Consider the following 26497-nt stretch of genomic DNA (forward strand, 5'->3'; position numbering starts at 1 on the left):
CACACGATATATGACAGAACAAGACAGTTCACACTACGAGACGCGTACCGCTATCTGCGAGTACGGCCGGAGCCTGCTCGAAGACGATCTGACCACCGGGACTGGCGGAAACCTCAGTGCCCGACTCGACGAGAACCACATCGCGATCAGCCCGTCGGGAATCCCCTACGAGGAGATCGAACCCGAAGACATCCCGGTCGTACAGACGGACGGCACTGTCGTCGAGGGCGACATCGAGCCGTCGACGGAGCTTCCGATGCATCTGGCCGTCTACCGCGAGCGACCGGCGGTCGGCGGCGTCGTCCACACCCACTCGCCGTACGCGACGACGTTCGCCTCGCTTGGGGAGGCGATACCGGCATCGCATTACCTCCTCTCGTTCACCGGAACAGAGGTGCCTGTCGCCGAATACGAAACGCACGCGACCGAGAAACTCGGTGAGGCCGCCGTCGACGCGCTGGGCGAGTCGTTCAACGCCACGCTGTTGCGCAACCACGGCGTCCTGACGGCCGACGAGTCGCTGGACGACGCCTACACGGTCGCGCTGATGGTCGAGTACTGCGCCCGCATCCACCACCAGGCCCGGGCCATCGGTGAACCGGAGATCCTCCCGGACGAGGAGATCGACCGATTGGCTGACAAACTCGACAACTACGGGCAGTGACCCCCGTGCCTGATCAGACTGACCCATGAATCACGTCGCTATCGACATCGGCGCGAGCGGCGGGACAGTGTTCCTTGGCGAGGTGACGCAGTCGTCCTTCGCTGTGCGGGAGGTCCACCGGTTCGATAACCGACCCGTCGAACGGAACGGCCGCTACGTCTGGGACGTCGACGCGCTTGTCGACCACATCGATGACGGTCTCCGGGCTGCCGACGACCAGGCCGACAGCCTCGATACGGTCGGTATCGACACGTGGGGGCTTGACTTCGGGCTCCTGGCCGACGGCGAACTACTCCGGGACCCGATCTCCTACCGCGACCCCGAGTCGACGGCCACGCGCGAGCAGGTGTTCGAGACTGTCGGGAAGCGGCGACTGTTCGACGCGACCGGCATCACGAACTGGAACACACCGAACACGCTGTGGCAACTCCACACTATCGCCGAACGCGAGCCCGAACTTCTCGAAGAAAGCGACGGCTTGCTCATGATGCCACAGCTCCTTTCTGCACGGATAGGGGGACAGCCGGCGGGTGATGTGACGATTGCCTCGACCACGCAGATGGTCGATCCCGAGGCGCGGACGTGGGCCACCGACCTGCTCGACGAGCTGTCGGTTCCGACGGATCTACTTCCGGACCTGACCGAACCCGGGCAGCGTCTCGGGACCGTCGACGATACCGTCGTTTCGGGACTGTCTTCGACGCCGGAGATAGTAACGCCGGCGAGTCACGACACGGCGGCGGCCGTCGCCGGCCTCCCGCTAGTCGAGGACGCCGCGTTTCTCAACACCGGGTCGTGGTTCATCCTCGGCGTCGAGCGAGACGAACCAGTACGGACAGACGCCGCCTTCGAGCACGCCGTCTCGAACGAACTCGGCGTCGACGGGACCGTTCGGCTCCTGAAGAACATCAACGGGTTCTTTCTGCTCGAAGAATGCCGCAAAGCGTGGCGCGATGCGGACGATCCAGCCGATTACGATACGTTACTGTCGGCAGCCGAAAAGGCCCCGGCGCGGACCGCACTCGTCGATACGGACGCCGACACCTTCAGCATCGACGAGCCGATGCCCGACCAGATTCGGGCCTACTGTCGACGAACGGACCAGCCCGTTCCGACGGAGCAGGGCGGTATCGTCCGCTGTCTCCTCGACAGTCTGGCGGCGAAGACGGCGCTGGAACTCGACGCGCTCGCGGCAGTCGTCGAGGACCCACCGTCACGTATCGTTCTCAGCGGCGGCGGTGTCAGAAACGAGCTGTTCTGTCAGTTGCTGGCTGACGCCACCGACCGCCCAGTGTCGACTGGCCCAGTCGAGGCGACAGCTGTCGGCAACGTCCTCACGCAGGCCGTCGCCGCCGGGACAGTGCCGGACATCGAAACCGGGCGACAGTTGGTCGAGTCGGCGTTCGAGACAACGACATACGAGCCCCAGGCTGATGGCGAATGGGCCGACGCAAAAGATCGGTTGGCTGCACTGACCGAGAACTCGTCGTCCGAGGCCTGACGCCTTCACCGCGAGGTATAGCCGCCATCCATCACGACGGTCGACCCCGTCATGTACGACGAGGCGTCTGACGCGAGGTATACGACGAGTTCCTTCAGTTCCTCTGGCCGACCGAGCCGACCCATCGGCGTGTTCTCCAGCCACGTCTCCTCCATTTCCGGATTCTCTTCGAGCACTTCGTCGACGAGTTCGGTCCGCATGTACCCGGGCGCGATGGCGTTGACGCGGACGCCCTGATCACCCCACTCGACCGCCAGCGACTGGGTCAGCATCCTGACGCCGGCTTTCGTCGTGTTGTAGCTGGCCTGTTTCTGTGGGACGTTCACGTCGAAGCCCGACATCGAGGAGATGTTGACGATGCGACCCTCGCCCCGGTCGAGCATCTGCTGGCCGACGTGTTTGGCACAGAGGAAGACGCCGTCGAGGTTGACCGATACGACCCGCCGCCAGGACTCGACGCTCGTCTCCTCCGCCGGGGAGTTCTCGACGATGCCGGCATTATTGACCAGGACGTCAATCGGCCCCAAGCGGTCGGTCACGTCCTCGACCATCGCTTCGACCGATGCTTCGTCCGTCACGTCGACTTCCGTCGCGATGACGTTCGTCTCGCCGTCAAGTTCCGAGGCCGTCCGCTCCGCTTTCTCAACGTTCACGTCCGCGATAGCGACGTCGGCCCCCATTTCGGTGAGACCGGTCGCCATCTGTTTGCCCAGACCCTGCGCCGCACCGGTGACGATAGCTGTCTCTCCGTCGAGAGAGAAACTGTCAAGTACACTCATGCGTACGCTTGGTGCTCCGGTAGCCTCCAGCATAAATGTACGGCTATCTCTGCCACACCTTTCCACGGCCGGTATCGGCAGCCAGTCATTACAAGTACTCCCTCGCAGATAACATAGCTATGCAAATCACCGACTTCGAACTGTTCGCCGTGCCGCCGCGGTGGTTGCTTCTAAAACTGGAGACTGACGAGGGGATCGTCGGCTGGGGTGAGCCCATCGTTCAGGGTCGGTTGGAGACGGTCCGTGCCGCTGTTACCGAGCTGATCGAGGCGTATCTCCTCGGGGCCGACCCGCTCCGAACCGAGTATCACTGGCGGAAGCTCTATCAGAGCGGCTACTTCCGCGGCGGCCCAATACTCATGAGCGCGCTTGCGGGTATCGACCACGCACTCTGGGACATCAAGGGGCGACACTACGGTGCCCCGGTGCACGAACTACTCGGCGGGCACGTCCGCGATAAGCTACTCGTGTACCAGTGGCTCGGTGGCGACGACCCCGAGGACGTGGCTGTCGCCGCAAGAGAGGACCGGGAACGCGGCTACAGAGCGTTCAAGTTCAATTTCGCCCGGGAGTTTCGGCCGATCGAGACGCCGAACGCGGTCGATCATGCGGTTGAGCGCGTAGCCGCAATCCGTGACGCCGTCGGTGACGACGCCCTCGTCGGCGTCGACTTCCACGGCCGCGTCTCGAAACCGATGGCTGCGGATCTCGTCGAGCGACTCGAACAGTTCGATCTGATGTTCATCGACCAGCCACTGCTCCCCGAACACGACGACTCGTTTGCCAGTATCGCCGAGCGGACGACTGTCCCGATAGCGACTGGTGAACGGTTCTATTCCCGCTATGACTGCAAGCGCCTCCTCGTCGACGACGGGGTGTCGATACTCCAACCCGACGTGACCCACGTCGGTGGCATCAGCGAGATGCGCAAAGTCGCATCGATGGCGGAAGCGTTCGACGTGGCCGTCGTTCCGCACTGCCCGCTCGGCCCTGTCGCGTTCGCAGCGAGCCTGCAGGTCGGGTTTTGCGCCCAGAACGTCGTGTTGCACGAACAGGACCTCGGTCTACACGACCCGGCGACGAGCCAGCGACTCAAGGTTCTAGAGGACCCGGAGACGTTCCAGTTCGAAGACGGCTACGTCAAACGGCCGACCGGCCCCGGACTCGGTATCGAGATCGACGAGGCTCTCATCCGTGAACTGGCACAGACGGAGGTCAATTGGTACAACCCGGTCTGGCACCACGAGGACGGGAGCGTCGCGGAGTGGTAACTGGACACGGTACGAATGGGGCGACCCACCCTGTGTATTTTTATGGCTCTGTTCCGTGCCACCAGGTATGCGAACTGCTGTACTGGTAGAACCGACTGAGTTCGAGCTGGAGGACCGTCCCAGACCGTCGCCCGGCCCCGACGACGTACTTATTGCCGTGCGAGACGTGGGTATCTGTGGCTCCGACGTCCACTACTACGAACACGGTCGTATCGGAGACTACGTCGTGGAAGACCCGCTCGTCCTCGGGCACGAGAGCGCCGGTGAGGTCGTCGAAGTCGGCGAGAACGTTACTGATCACGAACCGGGGGACCGCGTCGCACTCGAACCCGGCGTTCCGTGCCGTCGCTGTGCCCACTGCAAGCGCGGCGACTATCACCTCTGTGAATCAGTTCAGTTCATGGCGACGCCGCCACACGACGGCGCGTTCACGGAGTACGTCTCGTGGCCGGCCGACTTCGCCTACACGCTCCCGGAGTCCGTCTCTACGGCTGAAGGGGCACTGTGTGAACCGCTTTCGGTCGGAATCCACGCCTGCCGCCGCGGTAGCGTCGGAACCGGAGATACAGTGCTGATAACCGGAGCGGGACCTATCGGGCTGATGGTGCTTGAGGCCGCGCGCGCCGCAGGGGCGACGGACGTAATACTGACCGACGTTGTCGAGGAAAAACTAGAGTTCGCTGAAAAGCGGGGAGCGGACCTGACAGTCGACGTTACCGAAACGGATCTCGATGCGGCGGTCGTCGAGTACACGGACGGCGTCGGTGCTGATGTGGTCGTCGAAGCCTCCGGTGCGGAGCCGTCGATCAAGTCGACAATCGACGTGGTCCGTCGGGGCGGCACAGTCGTTCTGGTGGGTCTGGCCAGCGAAGCGGAGGTCCCAATCGACGTGCTAGAACTCATCGACAACGAGGTCGACGTCCACGGCTCCTTCCGGTACAAGAACACCTACGACGCGGCCGTCGACCTGTTAGCCGACGGCGAAGTCGACGTCGAGGGCATAATCGACTTCGAATCCGAACTCGAAGACATCGACGACGCGTTCCGCCGAGCCATGGAGCCGACTGTGGTCAAGGGCATGATATCACTTGATTCGTAACCGGCACTAAATTGATAAGATTGTCCCGAAAGAAGCGTGATATAATAGCTATACAGATGTTCTTGAGTATTGATAGTAAGTTCAGTAGGTCCGTTGTACGCACGACCCCATGACGCGACCCTGAAAGGATCAATGAGGCGGTGTATTATCTGAATTGATGGCCTGATATCGCTTAAGGCCCACTAATTTGGGATTCCGGAGGGTTTTGGAAGGTACCCGAGAGATAACGCTCCGACTTTCATACTGCCCAGAGATAGCCAGTAGAGGGAAGTAAGGTATTCTGTTTGAGATAGGCTTTCGCAGAACAGTTGGTTTCCTAGATTCCAGCTATACCCGGGCGGGACATTCCATCAGAGTGGTGTGCCCGAGTGAGATACCCAGGCACTGTGAGTAGCCGAACGGTTAAACCTCGCCACCGTTGTGGGCGGATATGGACCTCTCAATCGTCGATCTCTCTCCGGTCCCGAATGACGGAACTGCGACTGACGCGTATGCGAACACCGTCGACGCAGCCCAGCAGGCCGAACGCCTCGGCTATTCCCGGTTCTGGGTGGCGGAACACCACGGGATGGGGGATAAGCTCGCCGGGACAACACCCGAGGTACTGCTCGGCAACCTCGCCGCCGAAACCGACTCGATCCGACTCGGATCGGGGGCAGTCCTGCTCAATCACTACAGTCCATTCAAAGTCGCAGAGCTGTTCGGCGCTCTCGACGCGCTTGCTCCGGGACGAATCGACGCGGGGCTTGGACGAGCCAACGGCTCTCCGGCCGTCGACCGCGCACTTGGGACGGACCGCCGTGTCCGGAACCCCGACGAAGACCACGCCGAAAAAATCGAAGCCGTCGTTTCGCACCTCTACGACGGCTACCCGGATGGACACGCGTACAGTGATATCGAAATCCCTCGTTCAGATGCGGACACACCTGTTCCGTGGGTTCTCGGATCGAGTCCGTCGAGCGCCGCGCTGGCCGGCGAACTCGGCCTGCGCTACTGTTTCGCTGCGTTCATTCGACCGGAGTTGGCCACCCGTTCGTTTGAGGAGTACCGGAACCACTTCGAATCCTCGCAGTTGGCCGGCGGCGTCGACGAGCCACAGGGAATGGTCGCGGTGAACGCGGTCTGTGCCGAGACCGACGAGGAAGCGGCGCGGCTCCGCGCCGTGGCCGAAGCGTCGTTCAAGCGGATGGAGCGAGGGGTCGTTGGCACGACTCCATCTGTCGAGGAAGCAATCGACGAGCTTGGGGCCGTGCCCGAACCGACACCTGCCACACTGGATGCCGGTGAGTGGCCGCGGGCGATTTCCGGCAGTCCAGAGACACTCAATGATCTACTCGAACAGCTGTCTGATCGCGTCGGAGTCGACGAGGTGATGATCCAGCACGTCGTCGGCGACCACGCTGACGCGCTCCGCTCCCACGAGTTGCTCGCAGACGGTGTTGGCCTCACACCGCGCTAGCCCCTTCTACAGGAGAAGGACGAGAACAGATCGCTGTTTTGCAGTCTCCGGGGCAGCGTTCTACCAATAAAACACCCGACTCGAAGTATACTACTTGATTTTCAATCATTTGATCAGCATATACAGAGACATATTATCCCCATTTAGAGAGATTTACGCAGATAGTGCCTTTCGAACGAGTCGTTTGCATTGGTATATCAGTTATATAGTTTCAAATACACAATAGCGGCGGTTTTCGAAAAACTATCGGCCTCCAGCGTTCCGAATACCGCCTGCTCGGACCAGCTTAGTCGTCAGAGACCGCAGGAGCGGTCGGGTCCGCGAGGTCGGTTTCGGACAACTCAGACGCAGGCGACCACTCCAAGTCATGCTCGTACTCCAAGGTGCTGTGGTCTTGCGTGGGGTCGATGACTGTGAGAGAGAGCCAGTTGTTGTCGAGTAGGTTCGCCAGCTCCGGATGATCGGCGAGAACGTCGTTGACGCGGTCGACCGGCGCGTGGATGACCGTCGAGAGGCGGAGCGGCTGGTGGTACGGATCGTCGTCGGTAGCCATGAGCGACTGCAGCGGGAGGCCAGTCATCAGGTCCCCACCGTTGCCCTGGTAAACGCCCACGTTGCCGACGGGGTTGTGAGTCACCTTTGAGCCGCTGCCGTAGACAGCGTTGTCGACCATCGAGAAGTAGTACTGGGTGTTGATCCACTGCGTGACGACCATCGGTCCCGTAAGTATTGCTTCCAGGGCCTCACCGTCGGGATCGGTCGACCAGTCGTACGAGTGAAGGAAGGCGCGACCGTCAAGGTCGACACCGCTCGTCAGTTCGCGGGGGCCGATAACGAAGCCAGCGTTGCCAGCCAGGCCCCATTCGGGACGGGTCTCAGCCCAATCAGCGGCGCGGCGTTCCGTTTCGCTGACCCCCGACGACGCGTCGCCTCCCATCGATTCGGCACGCTCGGCAGTCGCGTTCTCGCGGGCGGTGGCGAGGTCAGCGCGCAACTGGTCGAGGTCGGCGGCGTGGCTCTCGGGCACGTCGCTGTCGTACAGTTCCACTTCGTCGGTCGTCGTGTTGTGTTCGCCGGCGAGGAAGACGGTGTCTTCGGGGATTTCGAAACCGCGGTCGCGGAGCGCGGCCCTGACCTCAGTGTCGTTACAAATCGCCGCCAGCACGCGAGCGTTGGGGCCGCCGGGGTTGCCAGCACAGGCACCACAGTCCAGACTCGAATCGTAGGGGTTGTTGGTCGTCTCACTGGCGTGGCCAGCAAAGACGACGAGTCGACTGAACGTCTCCCAGCCCATCAGGTCGAAGGCCGTCGCGGCGTACTCGACCTTCTCGTCGGTCGTCAGCCCGACGGGCAAGTCTCCGGTATAGGTGTGCTGGTGGTGGACGAGCGGCTCACAGAACTCGTGTTCGTCGGGTGCCGAACTGTCAGCTGCGTTAAATAGATCACGCACGCGTCCGGGGACAAGTGTGCGGGCCGCGAGCGCGAGGCCGTACCCGCTCCCGGCAGTCTCGACGAAGCCGTAGGCCGTGGCGGCGTTGGCCTCCAGCGTCTCGATAATTTCGTCGGCGGTCTCACGAATGCTCCATAAGCGGTCGTGGCTCTCGCGGGTATCGTCATCGGTCGGAACGTCGGTGATGTGGTGCTGGGGGTCGAGAATCGGCGGGCAAGCGTCGACCGACACGTCCGTGTCGTAGCCCTGATACTCCATCGGAATCCCGAAGAAGCCAGCGTACCCGTGGGTATCGTAGTCGCCTGCAGCTTCGATGTGACGGCGGATGATCTCCGAGCGGGTGTCGATACAGAAGACCAGCTGGGCGTCCGGGCGTCCCGAGCTGTCGCCATCAGCGTGTGACCGGCTCTCCGCAGCGATAGTCTCGACGAGGTCGCCGCGGTAGCTCGCTTCCCAGGCACGCAGGAACGCTCCGGCGAGTCCGACAGCCGGGTCCAGGTCGATGCTGTCGTTCGAGGGATCGATGTCGGCATCGACGGCATCTAACAGGGCCAGCCGCGCCGCGAGGTACCCCTCCAGCGAAATCGGGTGCGCCGACTGCCACGCGCCCTCGTCGTCGGCACGCTGTTTGATGAGTCCAGTCCAGCCCGGGAGGGCGGCCAGTTGCTCCTCGAAGATGGGCACCCACTGGCTCTCCGGGTACGACGCAAGCACTGTTTCGATGGTCTCAGTCGGCGTCTCCGGTAGGTCGGTGATGACTCCCTCGTCGGGAATCTCGCCGTCGTGTGCAGCCACGCCGCGGAAGGCGGTGTAGAACCCCGCCTCGCGGTTCGGCATCGACCAGTGGGCGCTCCCTTCGTCGAGGAACGCCGACAGCCACTTCGTCAGTACCTGGTCGACGCGGTCCGTGGCGGTATCGGCATCGCTGTCCGGGGCATCGGTCACTTCGCCCATCCGGTCAAGCAGCGTCTCGGGGTCGTTCTCGTAACCGGCCTCGGAGAGTTCCGCGTCGAGAATCTCCGGGTCTATCTGGCCGCGCTCCAGCGCTGCACGGAACGTCTCTGCGCTGGGGTAGCCACGGCCGCCCAGCAGATCGGCCGCCTGTGTGACCGCTTCACTGAACGGCTGGTCCTCGAACCCCGCGAGGGGGTTAGCCGTCACGAACGAGTGGATGGGCCAGATGGAACCGACAGTGGTGGCTGCGGTGTCGATACTGTCGTGGATAGTGGATTCAGTACTCATTGTAGTCCTCCGTCGTGGTCAACACAGTGTCGGCTGCCGGCTGGCCGGCGTTCAGCAACGCCACGTAGAGACGCTGGCTACGCTCGTGGATTCCGGTCTCGATGCCGATGTAGATGCCGACGAAGACGACGGCGATAATGCCGTGGAGCAGGGTCAGTTCGGTCGTTGCCGGGCTAACAGGCATGAGCCCTGAGACTCCGGTGTAAACAGCCGCGTAAACGACGATGGCCGGGAAGAAGACCACCGGGACAGCCCCGTAGCGGGCCGCCGTCGGAAGCGAGGTCTGCTGGACAGCATTGCGGGCCGCATGGAGCGTCGTGAACACCACGAAGAAGGTCAGCAGAAGCCCGCTGTCGACATGTGTTCCCTTCCCAGTCAACACTGCAAACACCGCGCCGCCGGCGAGCCCGGTCAGCAGGGTAACGACGACGCCAACGATGCTCGCCGTCGTCCCGATCGTGTGTGGTGTTTCATCGCTCGGGTTCGTGTGTTCGACCTGTCCGCCGGCACTGAGGAACTGGTAGGCCTTGTAGAAGCCGTGCAGGATGAGGTGGGTGATAGCAGCCCCGAAGAAGCCGAGGCCGGCCTGCATGATCATGAACCCCATCTGGCCGACCGTCGAACAGCCGAGTTTGCCCTTGATGTCCGTCTGAACCGATTTCAGGAGTTTTCCGCCGATAGCGCTGGCACCACCGACGCCGACGATTGCGAGCATGAGCGCGGGGTCGACGGTGATGACTGGCGCGAAACGAGTCAGCAGAATGCCGCCAGCGTTGACGAACCCGGCATGCATCAGTGCCGAAGCAGGCGTCGGGGCAGTCATCGAGGAGAGGAGCCAGCCGTGGAACGGGACCAGAGCGGACTGAATCATCGCCGCGAGCACGAGTGCGCCTGCGGCGACCAGCCACACCGGGCCACCGAGTGAGTCGGCGGCCGCCGTAATTCCGGAAACCGTTGTCGCACCGGTCGCCCACCACAGTGCCGTCAGCGCGACACCGAGAAGCGTGCTACTGGCGATGAAGTACTTGCGAGCGACCGTCGCGGCCGCCTGTGCCTGGTCCCACCCGCGGACGATACCGATGAGTTTCGCCATCAGTAGCCCCATCGCGAGCCACAGCGCCCCGAACAGGGCGAGATGGTCAGCCGCGACCAGCCCCATCACGACCACGGTGAAGCCGAACACGGTGGTGAAAAAGGGCGTTTTGAGGCGACTGCCAGCCAGATAGCGGCGCGAGTAACTGTGAACGATACCGCTGAAGAAGGTAACGACCACCCACATCAGGACGGTCAGCCCATCAATGGCAACCGCGCCGGGTATCTCCCAGACGAACCCGGTTCGGACCCGGACAGCAAGCACAGCAATGCTCGCGGCAAACATCGACCACACGAGCCATGTGAGTGCGACGGGCACGAGCGGCGAGTCGGCCGTCGTGTCCGGGAGTGATCCAACCGTCTTTGCTGAGTTGTGTCCTGACATCGTTGTTCGTGACCAATCACGGAATGTGATTGACCGGTTCTGGTTGTCTTCACCCCTAGTGCGAACGGACTGGTTATTAAATCCTTCTATACTACCAATTTGTTCCCGAAATAGTATATTATAGAACATTATGTTTTTTCGCTGTCTCTCCGTGGGAACTTACTTTCAGAGTGATTTGCGGGGGCTTCGTGGCCTCTATCGACAAAATCCGTCGACGGCGAGTCCCTGATCACACGCACACACAGTGGGCTATCAGAGAGTCGTCGCGTGCTGAGCGGGGGCGATATTACCAGCCCGTTCGATGAAGCCGCTCGAAAATCAGATCCGTATGGAAACCGAGGCAGTCACTTCGACGACTTGGCCGGCCGTGTCGTCCCTGGGAACGCAGGTGTCCGGGACACGATCCTGCGTCAGCAGCCCGTCCTCAGCTAACTCTCGTTCCCGGAATCGAACTTACCGAAAGGTGTCGTTTCGTGGCTCCGGACGAGTACTTCATCGGCCACCGTCAAGCCCATATCGAGAAGTGCCTGCGCGACGGGGGTGATATCGCTATCCGATTCACCGACGGCCGTCACGAGGAGGTTCTCCTCGCCGGTGACCAGTTCCTGAACCGATACCACACCGTCGATATCGAGGATTTCGGGGATCAGATCGCCTCGCTCGGGGATCGATGCAGTGCAGTAGAGCAACATTCGGAGCGGATAGCCCGCCTGCTGATAGTCGACATCAGCACTGTAGCCTTTGACAATCTCGCTGGACTCGAGATGGTTAATGCGCTTCCGGACGGTGCTGTCGGACGTATCGGTTCGTTCTGCGATGTCCCCGGACGACATATTTCGAGCATCTTCCTGTAATGCGTACAGGATTGCTCTGTCCACGTCGTCGATTTCCTCGTCGGCCATACTAGTGTGTCCACAGCAAGGACACTTTACTGTTGTACGTTCCCCCGATACCGCTATTGTGGCTGTTCCCAGTGGCAAGGAGGGGGCGGTCGCTTTCGACACAACTGTCAACCGATGGCTCAGGGCTGATTCGAAAGGGCGGCACTGATATCGTGATGTTTAGAATCAGTGTTAGTATGGAGTCTCATTGAACGACTAGCAGTTGCGGTGACTGGGCGATGTCTGTCGGAGAGTTCTGTTTTCAGGCGCGCCTAAATTCCGAAGTAGTTATATATTTTTAGGCTGGCCTAACATTTATGTCGAGAGATGACACGAACCACGAGGCTCCGACAAGACGTGACTACGTGAAGTATAGCGGCGTGGTGGTGGGTGGCGGCTTACTAGCGGGCTGTGGAGACCAGTCCGGTTCAGAATCAGTTCCGACCCAGACGGGCACAGGAGGCCAGTCAGCCTCAAAGGCTGAACCGACGGCGGCTGGCGACGGATACGCTGTTACGATGTCGCCCATGGGAACTGTCGAGTTCGAATCGGTTCCTCAGGATGTGTTCACGATACTGGGTCACCACGTGGACATACTGGTCGCACTCGGTCGAGGCGACGCGATCAACGCGATGCACGCGCCCGAATACCACCAATCGCTGTATCGGAAGTTCCTCCACCGACTTGAGGGAGTCTCGGTCGACTGGGAGGGGCTGTACTCTTCGTGGCCACCATCAAAGGAGAAACTGTACGAACTCGATAGCGATATCCATATAGCGGACCCTGCGAAGGTTGCCACAGCTGAGGGATGGGACGACAGTAGCCTCCAGGAGATACGCTCGAACGTTGGCCCGTGGTTCGGGAACACTCTCAGCGGCACTCACCAGAAGCCGCCAGCAGGCTGGGCCGATGCGTACGAATACCAGACGCTCTGGGAAATCTTCGGAAAGATCGCGCAGGTGTTTCGCGAGAGCGACCGATACGAGGCACTCACATCGATCCGCGAATCGATGATGCAGACTATCAGGGCGGGCCTTCCGTCGGAACGTGAGCGGCCGAGTGCGGCCTTGGTCCTGTTCTCCACATCCGACGAGAAAATTTGGGGGTATAAAATGAACCACCCGGGATACTACGCTGCCCACACCCGCCCGCTGGGTGCGACCGATGCACTAGCTGATGCTATCGGTGACGGGTACGGTGACGACGGACGGAACATCACGCTCGACACCGAACTGCTTCTCGAAGCCGATCCGGACGTGCTGCTCGTTCTCGGGCCAATGGCGGGGTCGCACAATCTCGACGATATTCGGTCGCGATTGGAAAACGACGAGGTGACGAGAGAGATCACCGCTGTGCAAGAGGGGCAGATATACGCACAAGGTGCCCGTCGGCAGGGTCCAATCCTGAACCTGTTCCAAACAGAGATGACCGCGAAACAACTGTACCCCGACCAGTTCGGCGAGTGGCCGGGCTACGTCGACGGTGACCCGTACCCCGAAATCCCCGCCGAGGAACAGCTGTTCGACCGCCAGCGGGTCGCTGACATAATCACGGGTGCAGGACAGTGACTGACGCCGAGAAGACGCCGCGTGAATGGCCGACACGTAGGGACTATATCAGGGGTGCTGGGATAATTGCGGGCGGCAGTTTACTTGCCGGGTGCACTGGCGATACTGTCTCAGAACCCACCGCAACCGAGAGTAGAGAGACACCCACGGCGACCGAAACGGAGTCGTATGCCGTCACCATGGAGCCGGTGGGCGACGTTACGTTCCAGACAGTTCCCGAGCGATGGCTCCCCTACGGTGGTGCCTACGCTGATATGGGCGTGGCCCTCGGGCAGGCCGATGGCCTCACAGGTATCGGCGGAGCGGACCGCTACTACACGTACATCTACGATGAGCTTCCCGGTGTTTCCGTCGACCAAGAGACGATTGACGCGAACCCGGAGGTCCGGACGAAAGAGGAGTTTTACGAACTCGACAGCGACGTGCACCTCTACGACCCACAGATGCTCGTCAACTGGTTCGACTGGTCGCAGTCGGACGTTGACGAGATCGCCGAAAACGTCGCCCCGTTCGTGGGGAATCTGATCTTCCGTCGCTCCGATGAATGGCACGACTACCGGTATTACACGCTGTATCAAGCCTTCGAGAAGGTCGCGGAGGTCTTCCAAGAACAGGCCCGGTACGAGGCGTTCAAACAGTTACACGACGAATACATCGCGGACCTGCAGAGTCAGCTCCCGCCAACTGAGGAGCGTCCGAACGTCCTCCTTACGTTCGAGGGCACCGACGAACCGGAGTCGTTCTCGCCCTATCGCCTGAACGACAACGGCACGAGCAAGAAACAGTGGCGTGACCTCGGCGTTACTGATGCGCTTGCCGGCACCGACATCGAGAACCTCAGTACGACCAACCGGGGCGAGTACGACTACGAAACCCTTCTAGCGGTCGATCCAGACGTTATCCTCGTCCGCGGCCACGAGCGAAAATCTGCGACCGAGTTCCGGGAGACCGTCCTGCAGTTCATGCAGGACCACACCGTCGGCAGTCAACTGACCGCGGTACAGAACGGACGCGTGTATCGCGGTGGCTACCTCCGCCAGGGTCCGATTCACAATTTCTTTTTGACCGAACGGGCGGCTCAACAGCTTTATCCCGATATCTTCGGCGACGTGACCTCCGACACCGAACTCTTCGACCGACAGCGAATCGCCAATATCGTCACGGGTGATTTCGAGTGACTGATTCGGGTAGTGCGACGTGCGAGCGACCGACGCGGTGAAACATAGTCAGAAGTAGCGGGACACTCACTCTCATCGGATCACTCAACGGATATCCGGGCGGCAGCGGACGGGAATCGTAGTGGACAAGACCAGTGGCTGAGTGCACCATTTTCCAACACAGCCTGCCACAGGTATCTCTCAGTGGCTCCGCTGTCATGCGAAAAGACTTGGAAAGACTTTTACACAGATTCGAGTCAATTTTACATAGATGTCCACAGCCACCATACGAAACGTCCTCCGCGGTGACGGCGACCGGTTCGTCTACGTCGTCTCCGCGTTAGCCGCGCTGAACGGACTGCTGTTCGGGTTCGACACCGGGATCATCTCGGGCGCGTTCCTGTTCATCCAAGACTCGTTCGTCATGTCGCCGCTCGTCGAGGGGATCATCGTCAGTGGCGCGATGGCCGGGGCCGCAGCCGGTGCGGCCGTCGGCGGCCAGTTGGCCGACCGCCTCGGTCGCCGTCGCCTCATCCTCATCGCGGCTATCGTGTTCTTCGTCGGATCGTTCACGATGGCCGTCGCGCCGACCGTCCCCGTCCTCGTCGCTGGTCGGCTTATCGACGGCGTCGCCATCGGCTTCGCGTCGATTGTCGGCCCGCTGTACATCTCCGAGATCGCGCCGCCGCACATTCGCGGCGGGCTTACCTCGCTCAATCAGCTCATGGTGACCACCGGAATTCTGCTCTCGTATTTCGTCAACTACGCGTTCGCCGACGCGGGTGCGTGGCGCTGGATGCTCGGTGCCGGGATGGTCCCGGCCGTCGTCCTCGCCATCGGCATTCTGAAGATGCCCGAGAGCCCACGCTGGCTCTTCGAGCACGGGCGGAAAGACGAGGCCAGAGCCGTCCTCAAGCGGACGCGATCCAGTGGCGTCGAGCAGGAACTCGACGAGATCGAAGAGACCGTCGAGACACAGTCCGAAGCCGGTGTCCGGGACCTGCTGGCTCCGTGGCTCCGCCCAGCGCTCGTGGTCGGGCTCGGACTCGCCGTGTTCCAGCAGATCACCGGTATCAACGCGGTCATTTACTACGCCCCGACGATTCTCGAATCCACCGGGCTCGGAAGTGTGGCCTCGATCCTTGCGACAGTCGGTATCGGGACGATCAACGTAGTGATGACCATCGTAGCGATCATGCTCGTCGACCGTGTCGGTCGTCGCCGACTGCTCCTCGTCGGTGTCGGGGGGATGGTCGCGACGCTCGCCGTCCTCGGTACTGTGTTCTACCTCCCCGGTCTCGGTGGGGGCCTCGGCATTATCGCCACGATCAGTCTGATGCTGTTCGTGTCCTTCTTCGCGATCGGTCTCGGCCCGGTCTTCTGGCTCCTGATCTCAGAGATATACCCGCTTTCCGTTCGTGGGTCGGCGATGGGTGTCGTCACCGTCGCCAACTGGGGTGCGAATCTCCTCGTGTCGCTGACGTTCCCCGTTCTGACCGACGGCGTCGGAACCTCTGCGACGTTCTGGCTGTTCGGCCTCTGTAGCCTGGTAGGGCTGTTGTTTGTCTACCGCTACGTCCCCGAGACCAAGGGCCGGACACTGGAGGCAATCGAAGACGACCTCCGGCAGAACATCTCGTTGGCTGACTGATCCGGCCATCGGAACGGCGTGCGAATCCACCGCTTTCGCTGTTTACACCCCGAGACGGTCCAACGCGCTATCGAGTCTCGGGAGTCCGTCTTCGCCGAAAAACCGGACGTTCTCAAGCGCGTGGAAAGCGACATACACGTCGCGCCGTTCCCCGAAGTACCCCTCAGGGATGTCGCGGTGACGACGGTATTCATCGAAAAAGGCGTCACCGATCGAGTCCAGTCGGTCGACGTACGCCAAGTCGACTTCAGCGTGGCCGAAATATATCGCTGGATCGAGGACGGCCCGAACGGTTCCGTCAGCCACGACAGCGTTTCCGGGGTGGATGTCGCCGTGCAGCAACGACGGCGTGGTCGGTTCGACGAGACGAGTATTGAGCGTTTCCGCCAGTCGCTGTACTCGATCGAACTCGGTAGCTGGCAAGGTTCCATCGTTCCGTGCAGCCGTTGCGAACGGGAGTAGCCGTCGTTCGCGGAAGAAGTCGATCCACGACTCAGTCCACGGGTTCGACTGACTGAACGGGCCCGAGAGGGTATCGAACGGAAAGCCGAACGCGTCGGCCGAGATGTCGTGGAGAGCCGCGATGTGTCGCGCGAGGTCGCGTTCGGCCCGCTCGTCGAATCGGCCGTCTCCTCGGATGAACGACAGCACGAGCAGTTCCGGTTCGATGTGGAGGACGTCCGGAACGGGGAGCAGCGTGTCACGGTCGAGATACTGAAGCATTGCCGCCTCGATTCCGAGCGGTGAGTCGTCGACTTTCACCGCCACGTCAGGGTGGTCGCGGAACGACACACGGTATACCGACCCGACTTCCCCGCCGTCGAGTGTCATTGCGCTTTGAGCGTCGGCGTCCAGTACGCTCGAAACCCGCTGTAGCGCTGTCGCCGGCATCTGGTCCGCGCCCGTCCCCTCGTCCATATTCGGCGTACGAAAGGGGGTCCAATAGATCTGTTTGTCTGCTCCCTCAGCAGCGAAAACAAAGCCATCCGATCCGGTCTGCAAACCCCAATTACAGCAGTGGTCGAAACAGCTGTGACACTACACGGACCGGTCAGTGCTGTCACCGAACTGCACGACGAGTCGCTCCGTGGCGAGGGCATACACTGTCATCTCCGTTCCCTTCTCCGAGTACCACGTTTCGGCGGGTTCGATAAGGTCAGCGTCACAGAGACGGTCGAGGTGATAGGAGACGCTCTGGAGCGAGCGGTCCACTGCGTCGGCGATATCCGATGCGGTCCGCGGTTCGTTCCTGACCGCCCCCAGTATCTCCTGGGCGGTCTCTGACGAGAGAATCTGAAGGACGTCAGTCGGTTCGGTACCGTTGACTACGACGTTCGTCTGTTCACGGGGTGCATAGTCAACCGGCGGGTGATGGGGGAAGACGCTTGCCATGGGTTGTAGGGATTTCGCTTCTGTTTGTTCGGCTCAATCCGAACAAACCAATCAAACAATTTAATACTTACGGAAGCAATAGCCGGAGATATGACACGGCAGGACACGCGGCAAACAGGGCAGCCAGTTCGGATGCATGAGTGATGATGACAGCGCGGTTGCACGCGAGCGCGTCATCGAATCGATGGAGCAATCGGCCGAGGTGTACGGCCTCAGCCGAAGTGCCGGGCGCATCTACGGCGTGCTGTACTTCGCATCGGGGACCCTCTCCATCCCGGAACTCGTCGAAGAAACTGGCTACGCGAAATCGACGGTGAGTAACGTCACACGGACGCTATCGCGAATCGGACTCATCCACCGCAGGTCGTCTGCAGGCGGTGGCAGACGCGTCCAGTTTGAGGCCGAACGCGAGGTCTGGTTCATCCTGCAGGACGTGTTCCAGCAGTACATCCAGCGGGAAGTCCAGACGACGCTCCGGACCATCCGCCGAGCGGAAGAGCAGGTACCCCCAGATGCTCGCGAGCAAGAGCCCATTCAGAACCTCCGCGAGACGTACGAAGACATAGAAGAGATCGTACAGGTCGCCTCAGAGTACTCGGCTGCCGAACTCCGCGAGGCGCTTGAGACCTACGAACAGTAGTCACCGCGTTACCAGTAGACGGTGTAGGTACACGCATCGTCCCCGTTCCGCCGACACGTATCGCCCGTCTCCTCGATAAAAACGAACGCGTCAACCGGTGCGTACTGCTGGGCAACCCCACGGATGAGGCCACGGTCGAACGGGCACGGATACGGATTTTCACACACCACCTCGCCGGTCCGTTCGTCAACAGATTCGAAGCGGTACTGCCCGATGTCCCCGCCACGGTGATTGCGCTGGTAGGCCTCGTCTATCGACTGGAGCCCCTCCGGAACAGTCTCAAAGTCGTTCGGCCAGTCCGCGACGCTCGGGATCTGTTCGCCCAGCCGGTCGAGGACGTGCGGTTGCAGGTCATCGGCAATCGTCTCGAACGCGTTCAGCCAGGCCTGCTGTGGGTACCACTCGTCAGCCGCCGGTTCGGTGATCCCCTCCACAGCGAGCGCTGCTAGCGCCCGTTCCCGGTACTCGTCTGAGAACTTCCCCATCGCCGCCTCGACTATCGTGAGTACCGTTTGCCCGTTGATTTCGACGGCGGGGTCAAACGCGTCGTAGGATGCCATTCTGTCCAAGCGTTCACAGGGAGAGAAATAAAAACCGACCATACACACGGCAGACGTGACACTTTCAGCCCGTGGAGGGGGAAGCCGACATCAGTGTTCTACTTTACTGCCTGCAGCCTCAGTCTCTATAGCGCTTAGTCTTCATTCTTGTACGGTTCGCCGAGGGCTGACGCCTCCGTACAAATCGTACACAGGAGCCCTTCGCTACGACGCGTCTTGTGACTGTCCGCTACGCTTCAGTACGGTTGTCGGTGACCCACGACGGCCGACTCACTGTCGTCTCGCCCGATTCGAACTCGAAGGAGAGATCGTATGTTTTCGGCGCATCTCCTGTCAGTCTGACCAGAGCAAGTTCTGCATACGTCCCCGCTGGTCTCGTCTGGTCTCACGTAACTGTCGCGGATCGAACGTCAGTCGTGTCGCCAATTGATCGTACTTTCCCCGTGGCCCCATTGATATGGTACGGTTCCACTCCCTCGTACCAGCCGTTTTTCGGCTCGTAAACGGTCGCTCCCTGAGTGGTATCCGCTTCCTGCTTGTACCCGAGAACGTACAGGCTCCTGACGATGACCGACGCTGCTCCCGAGACATCATCCGCCAGATCGGTTGCATTCTGCTTGACGATGAACGTGACAGCCCCCTCAGTCCGGTTCTCCCGGAGGAGTTTCCGGTCAGTATCGCTCTGAATCCACTCTCGTCGGCGGTCGGTACTGCCGCCATCCTCGACAACGATACGTCTGTAGACCGGGTCACCCGGCGACGCCTGAAACTGCTCGGTTCGGACAGCCCCTTCGTTAATGAACAGGTAGCGCCCGCCGTCAGCAGTCACAGCGCCTTCGAATTCGAGCGCTGTCTCACTATCTGCGAGAACCGCTCCAGTCGCCCGATATTCGTCGGATTCCGGCACCGTGAATCGCTCGTCGGCCGGATTCTTCGAGTGGGGGTCAACAGTGGTGAACGGATACACAGCGGCGAAGACGAGCGCGAGACAGCATAGCGCCAGCACACCGTTCAGTAGCCTCGCAGTCCGACGGTCCATATCCCAGTCCCAATACTGACAAACAAAAGCTATTCGGAAACCGCGGTGCGATCACTGATGATCGTTCGGATTATCGCAGCCGGGTGTACGCTACCCAGACGACGACAAGTCCCCCGACGATGATGACGAAGTCAATGGCGAGGTCGAAGAGGACGAACTCAAGCGGCAGCAGGTCGGCGTTCCGGGTAGCGAACAGACCGAGGACCAGAGCCAGCCCGACGAGCAGGACCGTCGGAACCCACACCTGTCGACGGGAGAAACTGACTGCGCCGACAACCGCAAGACACAGTCCAACAAAGCCAGCGAACAACAGAAACGGTATCAGGAACGCGACGCCCAGACCGCCCCTGCTAACGACATCGAGTTGATAGTACTCCCCCTGGTACTGGATGTAGTAGATGCCCTCGTTGAGCGACGGGGCATCGGAGCCGCCCTCGAACTCCGGCGGTGAGTCACCATAGATTGCGACCTCGTGGTCGGAGTCAGCAAGTGTCTGCGATACCACGTCCTGAGCCTGTGGCGACAGCGACTCGAAGTCGTGGACGACGGGACCAGTGCCGAAGAGGAGGTTCTCACAGCCCCTGTCGCCAGTCACAGTCCCCCCGTCGTCCCTGGGACTGCGGTCTGCATCAATACAGTAATACGTTCCATCGACCGCAACGATGGTCGGGCCGGAATCGGGACGGAACTCCGTGGCTGCGTCTAGTTCCGCCCCGGAAACTGCGGCTTCACCGGAGGTATTGTGTACTGTCCTGACCAACTCCTGACCACCATCTGAGAGTTCCCCGTACCGGTAGATATCGCGGTCAGGTTCGGAGATGGAGTACGTGTGCTGAGTCCGGGAGTAGTCATAGATCTGGACGCTAGCGAACAACACGATGCCGATGCCGGCCAGTATTAACAACAGGGCCGGGACCTGATCGCGGGTAGGACGGGCAGCGACCATAGAGGTCGATTCTACATCGCTTTGTAAGTGCTTTGTCGCGCCGGATTACGCTATGACCACCCTCACTCAGCCGGCATAGCCGGCTTTTTACCTCAGTCGCAGGCTACTTCTTTGGAAGGGTCGCGATGAATTCGTTCGGACCGATGCGGTCGACAGTGTAGCCCTCGGCGTCGAACGATTGCCGCTCCGCGGCCATCTGGTGATAGAGCGGCGTCGGCTCGTGGTCGTTGACTATCGTCAGTGCCTCTCCGCTGTCCAGTTCCTCGAACGCATCGAAGATCTTCGGGTGTCGCTTCGGCGGTGGAATCTCTCGAAGATCGAGTTGCTGTTCTGCCATGCGCTCTATCGATCGCTCGCTACCGTGGAGAGCCTTTGTGCGAATATATTCAGGGCAGGACAGCGATAGCGATACTACGGGGCCCGTATTCGGTCACGTCGACCGCGTTACCGATACATTTCGGTGGGTTGTGTTCTGTTCGTCGTCACAGACGACTGTCGTTGCAGTTCACGCCTGATGGTACCGCGTCGACCACTTCGGTAACGACCGACGGTAAAGGCCGACACCGACAGCGCCCAAGACGCCACCAGACACACCGAGCGCGGCAAGCAGGGTCCCGGACAGCGGCGAGATGGCGAACCCGGCGATGAGGATCGGGACTAGCGGAAGGACCATTGCCGCGCCGAAAACAGCGAACAGGGCCGTGTCGAAGAGGAACTCGTTCGGAGAAAGGCCGGTGAGGTACACGGTGGTGCCGAAAATGTAGCAGGCGACGCCGACGAGCAGGACGGCCCCGACGACCGCATCGGCGAACGACCCGCCACGCCAGACGAGTGCGAGTGCGTAGAACGCGAGTCCGACCAGCGGGCCGAGCAGGAGGAACGCCCGGAACTTCCCCGCGAAAACGGCTTTCACAGAGAGTGGGTGGGCGAAATACAGGTTTACGTCGTCAGATTGGGTGAGCCAGTTGTAGGTCGTAAATCCCGAGAGCCCGAGAATCGCACCGAATGAGATACCAGTCGACGGCTGCACACCCGTGATCTGGCCGGCGAAATCGACCAGCGCGGCGGTGACACCGAACAGCACCGCCGCCGAGAAGAGGACTTTCCCGAACCCGCCTGCGCTCCGGTGAATGTCGAGCAGGCTCTTCGTCGCAACCGGGTCACCTATCCGTCGCCACCAGCGGCGAAAGGCCGGTTCGACCGTTCGGGCAGGGCGGGGCGCGGTCGCATCAAAAGTAATTGCACCCAGCAGAAAGACGGCGACGATACCGGTAACTGTCGTGCCGACCCGGAGGGGCGTCTGGGCGAGAAACAGGCCGTACGGGGTGTAAGAGACGATATCGACACCACTTGCCAGTGCTGCACCGACTGCGACAAGCGGGGCCGCGAGTAGCGCCAATCCGGGAACGCCGCGGCCAGCAAGACCGAGGGCCGCAATCGTCGTTCCCATCCCGAAGACGAACGTCAGTGCCAGGGTCGTCCACAGAAGGGAGACAGTCTCGGCGACGAGGAGGGGTCCGGCGGCATCTCGGACTGCAAGTACCGTTCCCAGAGAGATAGGCAGCAGAAACAGCACTGCGTAGTAGACACTGTCCTTGATGACGAACAGTCCCAGCAGCGTGTTCTGCGATAGCGGGAGTGTGCGAGCAGAGAACACCAACAGCGTCACGTCACCGAGGAGGTTCCGGAGGGCATCCCGTCCCACAAAGCCGATCGACCCCGTGTGGAGCCCGAAGACGAACACCAGTGCGTGGAGACCGGCGAATACGGTTTTTGTCTCGGTCCCGGTAACAGCAAGAAGTTTGGCTGCGCCACCAACGAGCAGACAGATGAATACCGGAAACAGGGAGAAGTGACTGCCGCGGAAGAGCCGGCTGTGGAGTCGCCACTCCTCACGGAGCATCTCGACAAACACCCTGCGCGCTCGTCCGTCACTCATGTGTCAGCGGTTTAGCTCCCTGGTCCACTGTTGCGTCGACGTTGTCCAGAAACACGTCGAGGAGCGTTACATCCGCATCGAGTTCCGCCGGCCGGACATCGGCGACGAGGTCGCCGCTGTACATGATACCGACCCGCGAACAGAGTTCGGCAGCGACATCTACGTCGTGCGTAGTGACGACGATCGTGTTGCCGGCATCCCGGTACGAGCGCAGGAAGCGCTTGACCCGCTCCTGAACGATCGGATCGAGATTCGCCAGCGGTTCGTCGATGAACACGACAGCAGGCTCGTGGAAGAACGCGCCAGCGATCATCACTTTCTGCTGTTGGCCCCGCGAGAGGTCCGAGGACAGTGTGTCGAGCTTCTCAGTAAAGCCGAGACGGTCGGCCCATGACTCGGTCTGCGCTGTTACCGCGTCGTCGGGCATATCTCGGATCGCACCGACGAAGTCGAAGTACTCGCGTGGTGTCATGAAACTCGGCGGTGACTCCTTTTCGGGGAGAATCCCCGCTCGTTCGCGGACCGCTGTGGGCTGGGTTGCCGGATCGGCACCGAGTACCACTGCCTGTCCACTATCCGGACTGAGCTGCCCGGTGAGTATCTCCATCGTCGTGGTCTTACCGGCCCCGTTCGGCCCAAGCAGTCCGAAGAACTCACCATCGTCGATGTTGAGCGAGAGGTCCGCTATCGCGGTCACGTCACCGTACGACTTCCGGAGCGACTCGATCTCGATTGCTGTCACGGCGTTCTGCCTCCTATCGTGGTTCTGTCGATATAAGTTGTTATACTGGGTAAGAACATTCCAGATGATCCAAGAGTCGTTTCGTGGATTGTCCGCTGCACACGGGAAACGGTTGAACAAGCACCTGTTTGGCTGGCTTTGCGATCGAGACGACCTGAGCGACCGGATGGGAATGACATGCCTGCCGCCCGGCGCCCACACCGACGCCCCCGAAAGTTGAATACGGCCGGCATAGCGGACGCGATATGTATTGAGCGGTATACTTGTCAGATATGTATCGGCCGAAGTGTCATCTGCTGTTCGTGTTTGTATAATCGTTGTTTGAGTAATCGATATCTCTTAACACATGACAGTATAGACAGATTATATGGCCCCGCATCGACTCCACCACCTTGCCCTCCTCTGTCTGGTCTGTGCGTCGCTCCTCTGTACCGCCATACCCGCTGGCGCAGCGCCGCCGCCGCGGCCGCTGTGTGACGCCTGCGGTGATACGTTTGAATCGACAGCCGAGTCCCACGGTGTATCGGTCACTGTCACCCACAGCAACGCAACCGTCGCCGTCAACAACAACGGAAGCGCGACGTGGGTCGTCCACAATCGTCTGTCTAATTCAGAGGGGGTTGCACGCCTTCAGGCAAACGAGAGCCTCCGGACTGCCATCGCCGACAGAGCGATGTGGGACACCGAACTCCTGAGCGCGAACGTTTCTGGCGATGGCGTCATAACGCTGCGCTACCGCGAGGCTGACTTCGCCGAGCGGTCCGTCGGCGGGACGGTCCGGACTGGCGAGTTCACTGAAGCCTATGGCTATCGAAACCTCGATGGCCTCGGTGCTGACCGGCTTGTCGTCGTCGCTCCTGACGGAATGCGGGTCGGAAGGCCCATCGACGGTGCAACCCTGTCAGACGACGGACAGCGGATGACGCTAACCGAACTCAACGACGGGCGTATCGTGACGTTCGTCCCCCGTGATACGGCCGCTGGGCCGCTGTTGAGTCTACTCGCAGTCGGAACACTGCTCGGTCCCGTGATGGCGATGAAGGCGCTCGCATACATCACCCTCCCCGCAGCGGTGTTTACCCTCTTGATCGGCGCTGCTGCCGGGGGCGTCGCCTGGCTCGATTGGGATCTGGAACGAGTCCGGGACTCCGCGGGCATCGTTTTCGCGGTCGTCGGCGCGCTGGCGGCTGCCCTGTCGCTTCTCGGAACGACGGGCGTTATACGGCTGGGTGGCATAGCGGCGCCACTGTTCGGCGGTGGCACTGCACTGTTCGTCTGTGGAATCGCACTTTCACAGCGGCGTGTCCGTGAGCGCACAAGCTATCGGACGGTCGTCGGCAGCGCAGTAGTCGGCGCAGGCATTGCGCTGGGAGTGACGATAGCGGCAGCGCCGATGGTTGTCGGAGATGGGTTCACGTTCCCGGTGTCAACGCTGTTAGTTCTTGGACCCGCGTTTGTGCTTCTCCCGGCCGGGTACGCAGTCGGTCACGGGAGCCGTCGGTTAGCGATGAAGACGGCCGCCATCGGGTTCGTGCTGTCGATGCTGCCGGTCCTCCCGATACTGCCTGCGCCGTTTGGGCTGGGAGTGCTATTCATTCCCGTGGCAACGGCCAGCGCTGCCGCTGTTGCGATCGCCGGCCTGCCCATCTTCCTTGCCGGCGTCTCGCTCGGCGTCCCTTCGTCTGGTCGCTGATCAGCTCTCTGGGTATAGTCGCAATTCAAACGCGATCCTCGATTCTAATCCGAGTAAACTGCCTCTGATTTATCAATTTGGAATATACGACAGCGGTCGCACCCTGATTTAATCGGCTGTATAGACCTGTGCTATCTCATGCCATGTCACCTGATAATTACCCGAAGATAACATCGATGTCACCTGATTGTACTTATGTTGCCAGTAGTACATAAGCGTGGGAACCGAACGACGATATATAATGTCGCAGGCGAATATCGGCCACAATCTTGACGACGAAGTTGCTGAACACCGTGACCCGGTCCACAACGTCGACCCGCTCTTTGTCAATCGCTGGTCACCGCGTGCGATGACTGGTGACTCGCTCGCTGACGATGACCTCCATTCGTTGTTTGAAGCCGCACGCTGGGCCCCGTCCGCGTTCAATAATCAGCACTGGCGGTTTGTCTACGCCACCCGCGAAGACGACGAGTGGGACGCCTTCCTCGGTCTGCTGAACGAAGCCAACCGCTCCTGGGCACGCGACGCTGGCGCACTCATCGCTGTCTTCTCGAAGGTTACCCTCGACCACAACGATGAACCCGCCGTGACGCGCTCTTTCGATACCGGCGCTGCGTGGCAGAATCTCGCTCTCGAAGGCGCTCGGCGCGACTTGGCTGTTCATCCGATGGCAGGCTTCGACTGGGACCGGATTCACGACACTCTGGGCGTCCCCGAAGATGAATTCGACGCCGAAGCGATGGTCGCTGTCGGTGAGCGCGCCGACCCCGAAACGCTACCTGACGACCTCAAAGAGCGAGAAGAGCCGAGTGGTCGGAAGCCACTAGACGAAATCGTCTTCAACGGCCGGTTTGAGTGAGCGGCTAGCTTCGTTCTGAACGCCGTATAGGTCGCAACGAACGTAGGTACCACTTAGGTACCGCCGATCACGGACGGCATGTTACCACTCCGGAACAGAGCGCCGGAGCGAGTCGCGTCCTCCGTGCTTCGATACTGTATTATTGAGCGGCTGAACTGTGTCCAGGTAGTTCCTGTCTCCAAGTAGCTACGCTTATAAGTGTGGCCACGAGAGGTATCGTATAGGCGGCCACAGCGGTGGGGTTGCCTCCCGTACCCATCCCGAACACGGAAGATAAGCCCACCAGCGTTCCGGGGAGTACTGGAGTGCGCGAGCCTCTGGGAAATCCGGTTCGCCGCCACCATTCATACCTATTCCTACGCGCCGATGAGCGACGCGGCTTCACTGTAGCTTGGCTACGGAGTCGTTGGATTCGCCACGCATCACAGACAGAGTCACCGTTGCGTATCGGAGTGTCCAGACTCGGGCCGCTGCTCTGTCACTGTCGA

23 protein-coding genes and 1 rRNA gene are annotated in these 26497 nt (G+C 60.9%); 12 read left to right on the top strand and 12 right to left on the bottom strand.

Annotated elements, in window-relative coordinates; genetic code table 11:
- Positions 1-10 precede the first annotated feature (10 nt).
- Both ACYJ11_RS16895 and ACYJ11_RS16900 read left to right on the top strand, forming a co-directional pair.
- Positions 11-664, top strand: coding sequence for a class II aldolase/adducin family protein (locus ACYJ11_RS16895; RefSeq protein ID WP_461648663.1), 654 nt, complete (start codon positions 11-13; stop codon positions 662-664).
- A 25-nt stretch (positions 665-689) separates the two neighbouring features.
- Positions 690-2165 carry a rhamnulokinase gene (locus ACYJ11_RS16900; RefSeq protein ID WP_461648664.1) on the top strand — a complete coding sequence of 492 codons (1476 nt, stop codon included), beginning with the start codon at positions 690-692 and terminating at the stop codon, positions 2163-2165.
- Between the two features lie 5 nt (positions 2166-2170).
- Here the strand turns inward: ACYJ11_RS16900 and ACYJ11_RS16905 are convergent, their stop codons facing one another.
- Positions 2171-2944 carry an SDR family NAD(P)-dependent oxidoreductase gene (locus ACYJ11_RS16905; RefSeq protein WP_461648665.1) on the bottom strand — a complete coding sequence of 258 codons (774 nt, stop codon included), beginning with the start codon at positions 2942-2944 and terminating at the stop codon, positions 2171-2173.
- A 119-nt stretch (positions 2945-3063) separates the two neighbouring features.
- On the opposite strand from ACYJ11_RS16905, the gene dgoD reads away from it, so the two are divergent.
- The 3 genes from dgoD to ACYJ11_RS16920 all read left to right on the top strand — a co-directional run bounded on the left by dgoD (position 3064) and on the right by ACYJ11_RS16920 (position 6773).
- Positions 3064-4215, top strand: coding sequence for a galactonate dehydratase (gene dgoD, locus ACYJ11_RS16910; protein ID WP_170098651.1), 1152 nt, complete (start codon positions 3064-3066; stop codon positions 4213-4215).
- A gap of 67 nt (positions 4216-4282) precedes the next feature.
- The gene (locus tag ACYJ11_RS16915) at positions 4283-5314 is read left to right on the top strand and encodes an NAD(P)-dependent alcohol dehydrogenase (RefSeq protein WP_461648666.1); all 1032 of its coding nucleotides are present in this window, start codon (positions 4283-4285) and stop codon (positions 5312-5314) included.
- 430 nt (positions 5315-5744) lie between these two features.
- A complete protein-coding gene (locus tag ACYJ11_RS16920; protein ID WP_461648667.1) occupies positions 5745-6773 on the top strand; it encodes an LLM class flavin-dependent oxidoreductase in 1029 nt (342 codons plus the stop codon).
- 286 nt (positions 6774-7059) lie between these two features.
- On the opposite strand, the gene ACYJ11_RS16925 is transcribed toward ACYJ11_RS16920, so the two are convergent.
- From ACYJ11_RS16925 to ACYJ11_RS16935, 3 genes are all read right to left on the bottom strand, one after another.
- Entirely contained in the window at positions 7060-9465 is a 2406-nt protein-coding gene (locus ACYJ11_RS16925; RefSeq protein ID WP_461648668.1) for a DUF2309 domain-containing protein, read from the bottom strand.
- Positions 9455-10942: a proton-conducting transporter transmembrane domain-containing protein gene (locus ACYJ11_RS16930; RefSeq protein WP_461648669.1), complete on the bottom strand. Its 1488-nt coding sequence runs from the start codon at positions 10940-10942 to the stop codon at positions 9455-9457. Before ACYJ11_RS16930 ends, ACYJ11_RS16925 begins: the two co-directional genes overlap by 11 nt.
- Positions 10943-11370: 428 nt before the next feature.
- A complete protein-coding gene (locus tag ACYJ11_RS16935) occupies positions 11371-11844 on the bottom strand; it encodes an Lrp/AsnC family transcriptional regulator (RefSeq protein WP_004594717.1) in 474 nt (157 codons plus the stop codon).
- 506 nt (positions 11845-12350) lie between these two features.
- On the opposite strand from ACYJ11_RS16935, the gene ACYJ11_RS16940 reads away from it, so the two are divergent.
- The 3 genes from ACYJ11_RS16940 (at position 12351) to ACYJ11_RS16950 (ending at position 16199) form a co-directional block, all read left to right on the top strand.
- The gene (locus ACYJ11_RS16940; protein WP_461648728.1) at positions 12351-13391 is read left to right on the top strand and encodes an ABC transporter substrate-binding protein; all 1041 of its coding nucleotides are present in this window, start codon (positions 12351-12353) and stop codon (positions 13389-13391) included.
- Positions 13388-14569, top strand: coding sequence for an ABC transporter substrate-binding protein (locus tag ACYJ11_RS16945; protein ID WP_461648670.1), 1182 nt, complete (start codon positions 13388-13390; stop codon positions 14567-14569). Before ACYJ11_RS16940 ends, ACYJ11_RS16945 begins: the two co-directional genes overlap by 4 nt.
- A 250-nt stretch (positions 14570-14819) precedes the next feature.
- A complete protein-coding gene (locus ACYJ11_RS16950) occupies positions 14820-16199 on the top strand; it encodes a sugar porter family MFS transporter (RefSeq protein ID WP_188978484.1) in 1380 nt (459 codons plus the stop codon).
- A gap of 42 nt (positions 16200-16241) precedes the next feature.
- Here ACYJ11_RS16950 and ACYJ11_RS16955 read toward each other — a convergent pair whose 3' ends face one another.
- Together ACYJ11_RS16955 and ACYJ11_RS16960 are read right to left on the bottom strand one after the other, a co-directional pair.
- Positions 16242-17117, bottom strand: a complete 876-nt coding sequence (locus ACYJ11_RS16955) for a fructosamine kinase family protein (protein ID WP_461648671.1) — start codon at positions 17115-17117, stop codon at positions 16242-16244.
- A gap of 120 nt (positions 17118-17237) precedes the next feature.
- On the bottom strand, positions 17238-17591 hold the full coding sequence (locus tag ACYJ11_RS16960) for an ArsR/SmtB family transcription factor (RefSeq protein WP_461648672.1): 354 nt from the start codon (positions 17589-17591) through the stop codon (positions 17238-17240).
- Positions 17592-17727: 136 nt separating this feature from the next.
- On the opposite strand from ACYJ11_RS16960, the gene ACYJ11_RS16965 reads away from it, so the two are divergent.
- Positions 17728-18231 carry a GbsR/MarR family transcriptional regulator gene (locus ACYJ11_RS16965; RefSeq protein WP_461648673.1) on the top strand — a complete coding sequence of 168 codons (504 nt, stop codon included), beginning with the start codon at positions 17728-17730 and terminating at the stop codon, positions 18229-18231.
- 8 nt (positions 18232-18239) lie between these two features.
- On the opposite strand, the gene ACYJ11_RS16970 is transcribed toward ACYJ11_RS16965, so the two are convergent.
- From ACYJ11_RS16970 to ACYJ11_RS16995, 6 genes are all read right to left on the bottom strand, one after another.
- The gene (locus ACYJ11_RS16970; RefSeq protein ID WP_461648674.1) at positions 18240-18791 is read right to left on the bottom strand and encodes a hypothetical protein; all 552 of its coding nucleotides are present in this window, start codon (positions 18789-18791) and stop codon (positions 18240-18242) included.
- A 385-nt stretch (positions 18792-19176) separates the two neighbouring features.
- Positions 19177-19830, bottom strand: coding sequence for a hypothetical protein (locus ACYJ11_RS16975; RefSeq protein ID WP_461648675.1), 654 nt, complete (start codon positions 19828-19830; stop codon positions 19177-19179).
- A gap of 70 nt (positions 19831-19900) precedes the next feature.
- Positions 19901-20776 (bottom strand): hypothetical protein, encoded by an 876-nt coding sequence (locus ACYJ11_RS16980; protein WP_461648676.1) that lies wholly within the window; start codon positions 20774-20776, stop codon positions 19901-19903.
- 103 nt (positions 20777-20879) lie between these two features.
- Complete coding sequence (locus tag ACYJ11_RS16985; RefSeq protein ID WP_005533117.1) at positions 20880-21113, bottom strand: DUF2249 domain-containing protein; 234 nt, start codon at positions 21111-21113, stop codon at positions 20880-20882.
- Between the two features lie 168 nt (positions 21114-21281).
- Positions 21282-22715 (bottom strand): hypothetical protein, encoded by a 1434-nt coding sequence (locus ACYJ11_RS16990; protein ID WP_461648677.1) that lies wholly within the window; start codon positions 22713-22715, stop codon positions 21282-21284.
- Positions 22708-23457 carry an ABC transporter ATP-binding protein gene (locus tag ACYJ11_RS16995; protein WP_461648678.1) on the bottom strand — a complete coding sequence of 250 codons (750 nt, stop codon included), beginning with the start codon at positions 23455-23457 and terminating at the stop codon, positions 22708-22710. Before ACYJ11_RS16995 ends, ACYJ11_RS16990 begins: the two co-directional genes overlap by 8 nt.
- Positions 23458-23824: 367 nt before the next feature.
- Here ACYJ11_RS16995 and ACYJ11_RS17000 point away from each other — a divergent pair, with 367 nt between their 5' ends.
- The 3 genes from ACYJ11_RS17000 to rrf all read left to right on the top strand — a co-directional run bounded on the left by ACYJ11_RS17000 (position 23825) and on the right by rrf (position 26352).
- Positions 23825-25150, top strand: coding sequence for a hypothetical protein (locus ACYJ11_RS17000; RefSeq protein WP_461648679.1), 1326 nt, complete (start codon positions 23825-23827; stop codon positions 25148-25150).
- 241 nt (positions 25151-25391) lie between these two features.
- Positions 25392-26009, top strand: a complete 618-nt coding sequence (locus tag ACYJ11_RS17005) for a nitroreductase family protein (RefSeq protein WP_461648680.1) — start codon at positions 25392-25394, stop codon at positions 26007-26009.
- 220 nt (positions 26010-26229) lie between these two features.
- Positions 26230-26352, top strand: a 5S ribosomal RNA gene (gene rrf, locus ACYJ11_RS17010).
- The last annotated feature ends 145 nt before the right edge of the window (positions 26353-26497 follow it).

Source organism: Haloarcula sp. H-GB5 (genome assembly GCF_054850705.1).

Excerpts from the sequence above, each read along its gene's own strand:
- ACYJ11_RS16895 (WP_461648663.1), top strand. The coding sequence starts at position 11 with ATGACAGAACAAGACAGTTCACACTACGAGACGCGTACCGCTATCTGC.
- ACYJ11_RS16900 (WP_461648664.1), top strand. The coding sequence starts at position 690 with ATGAATCACGTCGCTATCGACATCGGCGCGAGCGGCGGGACAGTGTTC.
- ACYJ11_RS16905 (WP_461648665.1), bottom strand. The coding sequence starts at position 2,944 with ATGAGTGTACTTGACAGTTTCTCTCTCGACGGAGAGACAGCTATCGTC.
- dgoD (WP_170098651.1), top strand. The coding sequence starts at position 3,064 with ATGCAAATCACCGACTTCGAACTGTTCGCCGTGCCGCCGCGGTGGTTG.
- ACYJ11_RS16915 (WP_461648666.1), top strand. The coding sequence starts at position 4,283 with ATGCGAACTGCTGTACTGGTAGAACCGACTGAGTTCGAGCTGGAGGAC.
- ACYJ11_RS16920 (WP_461648667.1), top strand. The coding sequence starts at position 5,745 with ATGGACCTCTCAATCGTCGATCTCTCTCCGGTCCCGAATGACGGAACT.
- ACYJ11_RS16925 (WP_461648668.1), bottom strand. The coding sequence starts at position 9,465 with ATGAGTACTGAATCCACTATCCACGACAGTATCGACACCGCAGCCACC.
- ACYJ11_RS16930 (WP_461648669.1), bottom strand. The coding sequence starts at position 10,942 with ATGTCAGGACACAACTCAGCAAAGACGGTTGGATCACTCCCGGACACG.
- ACYJ11_RS16935 (WP_004594717.1), bottom strand. The coding sequence starts at position 11,844 with ATGGCCGACGAGGAAATCGACGACGTGGACAGAGCAATCCTGTACGCA.
- ACYJ11_RS16940 (WP_461648728.1), top strand. The coding sequence starts at position 12,351 with ATGGGAACTGTCGAGTTCGAATCGGTTCCTCAGGATGTGTTCACGATA.
- ACYJ11_RS16950 (WP_188978484.1), top strand. The coding sequence starts at position 14,820 with ATGTCCACAGCCACCATACGAAACGTCCTCCGCGGTGACGGCGACCGG.
- ACYJ11_RS16955 (WP_461648671.1), bottom strand. The coding sequence starts at position 17,117 with ATGGACGAGGGGACGGGCGCGGACCAGATGCCGGCGACAGCGCTACAG.
- ACYJ11_RS16960 (WP_461648672.1), bottom strand. The coding sequence starts at position 17,591 with ATGGCAAGCGTCTTCCCCCATCACCCGCCGGTTGACTATGCACCCCGT.
- ACYJ11_RS16965 (WP_461648673.1), top strand. The coding sequence starts at position 17,728 with ATGAGTGATGATGACAGCGCGGTTGCACGCGAGCGCGTCATCGAATCG.
- ACYJ11_RS16970 (WP_461648674.1), bottom strand. The coding sequence starts at position 18,791 with ATGGCATCCTACGACGCGTTTGACCCCGCCGTCGAAATCAACGGGCAA.
- ACYJ11_RS16975 (WP_461648675.1), bottom strand. The coding sequence starts at position 19,830 with ATGGACCGTCGGACTGCGAGGCTACTGAACGGTGTGCTGGCGCTATGC.
- ACYJ11_RS16980 (WP_461648676.1), bottom strand. The coding sequence starts at position 20,776 with ATGGTCGCTGCCCGTCCTACCCGCGATCAGGTCCCGGCCCTGTTGTTA.
- ACYJ11_RS16985 (WP_005533117.1), bottom strand. The coding sequence starts at position 21,113 with ATGGCAGAACAGCAACTCGATCTTCGAGAGATTCCACCGCCGAAGCGA.
- ACYJ11_RS16990 (WP_461648677.1), bottom strand. The coding sequence starts at position 22,715 with ATGAGTGACGGACGAGCGCGCAGGGTGTTTGTCGAGATGCTCCGTGAG.
- ACYJ11_RS17000 (WP_461648679.1), top strand. The coding sequence starts at position 23,825 with ATGGCCCCGCATCGACTCCACCACCTTGCCCTCCTCTGTCTGGTCTGT.
- ACYJ11_RS17005 (WP_461648680.1), top strand. The coding sequence starts at position 25,392 with ATGTCGCAGGCGAATATCGGCCACAATCTTGACGACGAAGTTGCTGAA.